The organism is Streptomyces sp. NPDC001270, from assembly GCF_042896695.1.
GTDB lineage: Bacteria > Actinomycetota > Actinomycetes > Streptomycetales > Streptomycetaceae > Streptomyces.
This window is the reverse complement of sequence record NZ_JBIAXM010000088.1, coordinates 1-5,436: the sequence shown is the minus strand read 5'-3', so window position 1 is coordinate 5,436 and position 5,436 is coordinate 1. Positions and strand designations below refer to the sequence as shown.

The following is a 5,436-nucleotide window of genomic DNA, read 5'->3' as shown; positions in this document are numbered from 1 at the left end:
GTACCCACCCGCCTGCGCATACCTCACCACCATGGCGTACCGCAGGGATCAAGGAACGTCATCCCCTCGGGCGACTACGAGTTCAATCGGAGTAGTTGGGCATCGGTTCCTGAGAACTGGTTTGTGCTTGCATGTCCCCTATAGAGATGTCGCACGGCAGAATTGCCGTCCTTTGGCTGGCCAAGGAGTTGTTGGAGGCCAGTTCGGCGGCCAAGGACTGCGTCAAGGGCGAGGCATCGATGGAAGATCGGGTGGAAGTACGTGATGCAGGGCGGAACGGGGTGGAGTTCCGGTTCAATGTATAGGGCATGCAATAGCGTGGATGCGGCGATTTAGCAAAACGGCAGGTCGGGCGGGGTCGGTTTGATTTCGGGTCGGCCCCGTTCGCGTACCCGTGGCTGGATGGTGGCTGGATGACCTGACGTCTCGTCACCTGTGGTCATCTGTCGTTCTCTGTACGGCGGCTGGATTTTGGCTGGATGGGGCTGAGCGGGGAGTCGGTGTGGGGGCGGGAGGTATGCCGGCGTGGGGCGAGGGTTTCGGGTGGTCGGCCATACGGGCGGGGCGCGGGGTGAATGGCCGTGACGGGGCCCGCGTGGGCCGCTCAGCCGGGCGTGATGGTGGTGTCGTTGTCGCGTTTGGTCGCAGGTTCGAGTCCCCGGCGGGGCACCAGACAGATGGGAATCATTACGGGCGGTGGTTGCCGGGATCGCAGATCACCGTGGAATCCACTCTGCACCTATCGGCCGTGGCGGCACTGAGCACGGCCGTGGTCGTGTGGCCGCCGACGGGCCGGGTCGTCCGCCAGTACTCCGCCGCCGAACCTCGCCGCCCCGGCCAGCGCATCGGACACGCCCTCCATGGCACCCAGCGCAGCCGCCGGAGAGGTGTACCTTCCTGAAAATCCGATCACGATTTACTCGGCGCGCTTTCCCAGGCGTCTACACCCTGTGACGCACAACCCCGTTGTCCATGAAGATGGTTCCCCCGACGTTGAGTGCGTCAAGTCCGAGGAGAAGTCGCAGGCGTCCTTGAGGCGGGATGCGTTCCAGGACGTTGTCCATGGTCATGATCCGTAACTCCACACGCGGGTCTCGGTAGACCAGGCGCGTGACGGTATCGCGGGAGAAGGGGGCGGTTGCCAGAACATGTGTGATGACCTTTCGACGACGCATCTGGACCTGATCCACGACAACTCGTCGGAGGCTTGGCAAGTGTTCATCCCGCATGACCTTCCGAGCCGCCTGCAACAAGCTCTGCCCCTCGCATACGCCTCCCACCGGCAGGGTGATGCCGCCGGTGGTTTCGGCGACGAGCAGGGCGTCGGGTTCTACGGTGACAAGTGGACCTTTATCAAAACGAGTACCGGCCTGAGGTCGTAGGTCGGCCGTGAGGTCAACGCGATCGTCACCGTGACGGCGACCGGCGACGGCACCGTCGGAAGCGCGGTCTCGGCGCCGCACCTGTACTCGCCCGGGCAGGGGCCGTCGGACGCGGTGACGCTGATGGTCGACTGCTCGGGCTCGATGGACTGCCCGCCGACCAAGACGCGCAAGGAGGTCCACCCGGGCGACGGCTGGCTGGTCGTCGCCGGCGTCACCACCCGGGGCCAGGCCAAGCAGTCGCTGCGCAAGCTGCGCGCGGGCGCGGTACGGCCATCGGCACCTGGCTGCGGCTCGCCGACCGGCTTTCTTCCTCAGCGGACGTCACCATTCGGCACGGCATTCTACTCACGTGCGGCCGCAACGAGCACGAGGCGCCGGAGGGCGCACGCGGTCTCGCACGAACCCGTCCCCTCGCAATCGAACAGTGGAGTCACACTCCGCCACGATCTGTGCCAGAACCCTAAACTGACGAATAGAGCCAGAGGGCAGACCTGATGGCGCGTTCCGTGCACAGTGGTGCACTGTTGCATGGGCATTTCACCCACCGTGGCCCGGGATGCACGCCGTGTCAGCGTCGTATCAGAGCCACGTTCAGGTTGGCCGGGATTGGGGCCTGTTGGCGGGTCGCCGCTTCGCGCACACCTACCTGCAACCCCTTCACTCACACCCGGCGATCTTTGCCAAAGATTGGCCTGACCTCGTGCAACCCTTTATAAACGTAAGGATAGCCACGTCCACCTGAACATCGTATGTCGCACTATCGCCCGTTTATCGCTCCTTGATCCATCGCCGCGTCGAGAGGTTAGTTACCTCAGGCGCCTGTGTGATCTCTGTGAGTGAGATGTGGCAGGGCGGGCTGTGGGCCCGTGGTAGTGAAAGCGCTCCAACCCGGTCCGCACTGGCTGCCGCGGCGCAGCCGTCCCGCCTCTCCGGCGAGGCGGGTCAACCCAGAGCGCACACGATGAAGGGGGGACGAGTGTTCTGCAAGCCGAATGCCCACTGGAGACGCCTCAGACGCGCGGTGAGACAAGCCGCCGCCATCATCGCGGTGGCGACGAGCATGTCGCTCCTGGCGGCAGTGGCCGCTCCCTCGTCCGCCGCGGCCCAGCCCACGGCGGACGCACGCATGGTGGAGTTACAGGAGCGTGCCTCGGAATCAGGCATGCCCGGGCTGCCCGATTTCGTCTGGGACCGCTGGCCCGACTGGGATCTGTGGGACAACATCCTGTCCTATCCCGAGAACAACTGGCGCAGGTCCTGGAGCGTCTGGAACGCCTGGACGCCCAGTTCGGACACGGGCGAGATGGCGATGGCGGACCAGTGCCGTATCGGCCGGGTCTTGCACCGCGGCGGTCCCGCGGTCAAGGAGCTGGCCATGTCGGCGCTCGCGGGTTCGGAGGAGGACCGCGCGGCCGCGCTGACTGAGGACGGCTCAGGCCACACGCCGGTCACCTCGGCCAACGACGAGGACTGGGAAACGGCGCCGCCGCCCCCAGGCTTCGAGACCGAGCAGCAGCAGAGGTGGCAGGAGCAGCTGAAGCAGTTCGGCAGCAGCTACGAGGCTCCCGAACTCGACACCTCCCTGCGCGAGTTTCGACGTGACTCGCACGACCGGACCCAGGACGCCGTCTTCGCCGACCTGGTGCCGCGCGCCGGGAAGGAGTCGGTGGACCGCGTCGCCGCCCTGATCGACGAGACCAAGGGCACGGACGAGTACTTCGCGGCGCTGGACGCCTTCCAGAAGGAGATCGCCGTACTGTTCGGTGCTCCCGTGGCCGGTGACCTGGCGACGCTCTCCGGGAACATGTCCGCCGACGACGCGCGGATGTTCCTTCAGTACGGCGGTTTTCCCACGAGCGCCCCGGAGCCCGACTCGCTGGAGTTCCGTACGGAGGTCGAATCCCTCAAGACCCGCTTCGCCAACTGCGACTCGGAGAATCCGGCCGACCCCTACCGGGCGCTGACCGAGGCGGTGGAGACCGCCCGTGCCGAGTGGCAGGCCGAACTGGACGGGCAGGCGGAGTACCGCAATGCCATCGTCGCGGCCGAGGCCAAGGCATACAACGACATGTGGAACGCCTCGGAGGCGATGGTCGAGGCGGTCGGGCAGGCATGGGTCGCCGAGACCATTCTCACCTGGCAGCGTGACCGAGGAACGGCCTGGGAGCCGACAGCGGCCGAGAAGAAAATGATCGAGACGGGCCTCGCCAACGCCCAGTCGAAGATCAAGGCGCAGATCAGCCTGGCCCAGACGTACACCGAGGACGCAAAAACCCAGGCCGATGCCGTCGACACCGCGGAGGCCGCGGCGGCGAAGGTCGCCGAGAAGGCGGGCGCCCCACGTGGCCGCGGTCTCGCCTACGCCCAGCAGTCGGCGCAGGTGACCAAGGCGTCGGCTGCGGGCGCCGACGCCGCCCTGAAGGCCGCCGGGACCGCGCTGGAAGCGTCCGAGGCCACCGTCGCGGACAGCGGCGCGGTCTTCTCACGCGCCAAGACGGAAGCGCACGCGCTGGAGGCGCAGTACCGGCGGGCCGCGGCGGAGGAGAGCGCACGACAGGCCGGACTGGCCGCCGACGCCGCCGCCGAGCAGGCGGACCTGGCCGCCGACGAGGCCGCCAAGGCCAAGGACGCACGGGAGCGGGCCGAGGCCGCCGAGGACGTCGCCAAGGCAGCCGCCGCTGACGCCGCGGCGAAGCGGAAGACCGCGGAGAGCGAGCGGGACAACGCCGCCGCCGCCCGCAAGAAGGCCGATGCTGAACGGACCAAGGCCGCCGAGGCGGAGGAGCGGGCGAAGAACGAACAAGCCAACGCCGCGGCGGCCCGTGAACGGGCCGAGTCGGCGGGCGGTGTCGCTGCCGACAAGCGCCGGGACGCGGTGGAGGCGGAGAACCGGGCCGGCAAGGCCCGGGACGAGGCCGTCGCGGCCGAGCAGCGCCGGGATTCCCGCACGGCTCGTGCCCGTGCGCTTGAAGCGGCTGCCGCGGCGGCGGCCGGTACTGCGGACGCCGAGGACGCACGTGCCGCCGCCACTGAAGCCAGGGCTGCGGCCGACGAGGCCCAGGGCGCTGCGGACCGCGCGCAGTGCTGCCGACGACGCCAGTGAAGCGGCGATCGCGGCACGCGCGGCGGCGACCGAGGCCACCGCAGCGGCCGACCGTGCCGAGTCGGCGGCCGACGCCGCCGAACGCGACGCGGCGACCACCCGCGCCCAGGTCAAGGTGGCGCACGCGGCTGCGGCTGACGCGATCGAGGCGTCGAAGAAGGCAGCTGAGCACGTCAAGGAGGCCGAGGAGTACGCGCGTGCCGCGGCCGCTAAGGCCGTCGAGGCCCGCGCGCACGCGACCGCAGCGCGCGCGGAGGCGACAGCGGCCGATAAGGAGAGCGCGCGTACCGCCGGGTACGCGATGGCGGCCTCGCAGGCGGCCTCCGCCACCCGGGACGCCGCGGCTCAGGTGATCGACCCGGCCAACGAGGCGATCAGCCTCGGCAGCCCGTACCAGGAGACCGACGCCTCCGCCGGCATGGCGGTGCTGGTGGGCCAGCAGGCCAAGAGCCTGGCTGAACAGCAGACGGCCGCCGCCGACGCCAAGGCCGCTGACGCGAAAGAGCAGGCCCAGGCCGCCAAGGACGCCGCCGAGGCCGCAGACGCGGACGCCAAGCTCGCCGCCGAGGCCGCGGCCAAAGCGGCGGACGAGGCAGCGAGGGCGGCCGTCTCGGTGGGCAAGGCCCGTGCTTCGGCGGCTGCCGCGGCACGGGATGCGGCAGCCGCCCAGCAGTCCGAGGCGAAAACCGTCGAGTACGACCGGCAGGCCAACGCCGACGCCGTGCTCGCCCGCAGTGCCTCGAACGCCGCGCAGGGTGAGGCCGCGGCCGCATGGGATGCCGCGACGGAAGCGGAGAAGGACGCTGCCGGTGCGCACGAGGCGGCCAACGCCGCGCAAACGGAGGCGTCCACCGCTAGTGTCCTGAGTCTCGGAAGGGCCGCATATCTAGGATTTGGGGTTCGGTAGGCGGTTCAGATAGCCGGCGAGGCGTTCGAAGATGTCGTCGG

At 69.0% G+C, this 5,436-nt stretch carries 3 protein-coding genes and 1 pseudogene; all 4 read left to right on the top strand.

The window, feature by feature from the left end:
• Positions 1-1,148 precede the first annotated feature (1,148 nt).
• The gene (locus ACFY2B_RS45995) at positions 1,149-1,382 is read left to right on the top strand and encodes a hypothetical protein (protein ID WP_390769021.1); all 234 of its coding nucleotides are present in this window, start codon (positions 1,149-1,151) and stop codon (positions 1,380-1,382) included.
• A pseudogene (locus tag ACFY2B_RS45990) lies at positions 1,343-1,774 on the top strand (hypothetical protein); the annotation flags it as partial. The gene ACFY2B_RS45995 and the pseudogene ACFY2B_RS45990, both read left to right, overlap by 40 nt.
• A 632-nt stretch (positions 1,775-2,406) precedes the next feature.
• A complete protein-coding gene (locus ACFY2B_RS45985) occupies positions 2,407-4,488 on the top strand; it encodes a hypothetical protein (RefSeq protein ID WP_390769020.1) in 2,082 nt (693 codons plus the stop codon).
• The gene (locus ACFY2B_RS45980; RefSeq protein ID WP_390769019.1) at positions 4,403-5,395 is read left to right on the top strand and encodes a hypothetical protein; all 993 of its coding nucleotides are present in this window, start codon (positions 4,403-4,405) and stop codon (positions 5,393-5,395) included. Before ACFY2B_RS45985 ends, ACFY2B_RS45980 begins: the two co-directional genes overlap by 86 nt.
• Positions 5,396-5,436: the final 41 nt, after the last annotated feature.

Coding starts and splice junctions, on each gene's coding strand:
- ACFY2B_RS45995 (WP_390769021.1), top strand. CDS start 1,149: ATGTGTGATGACCTTTCGACGACGCATCTGGACCTGATCCACGACAAC.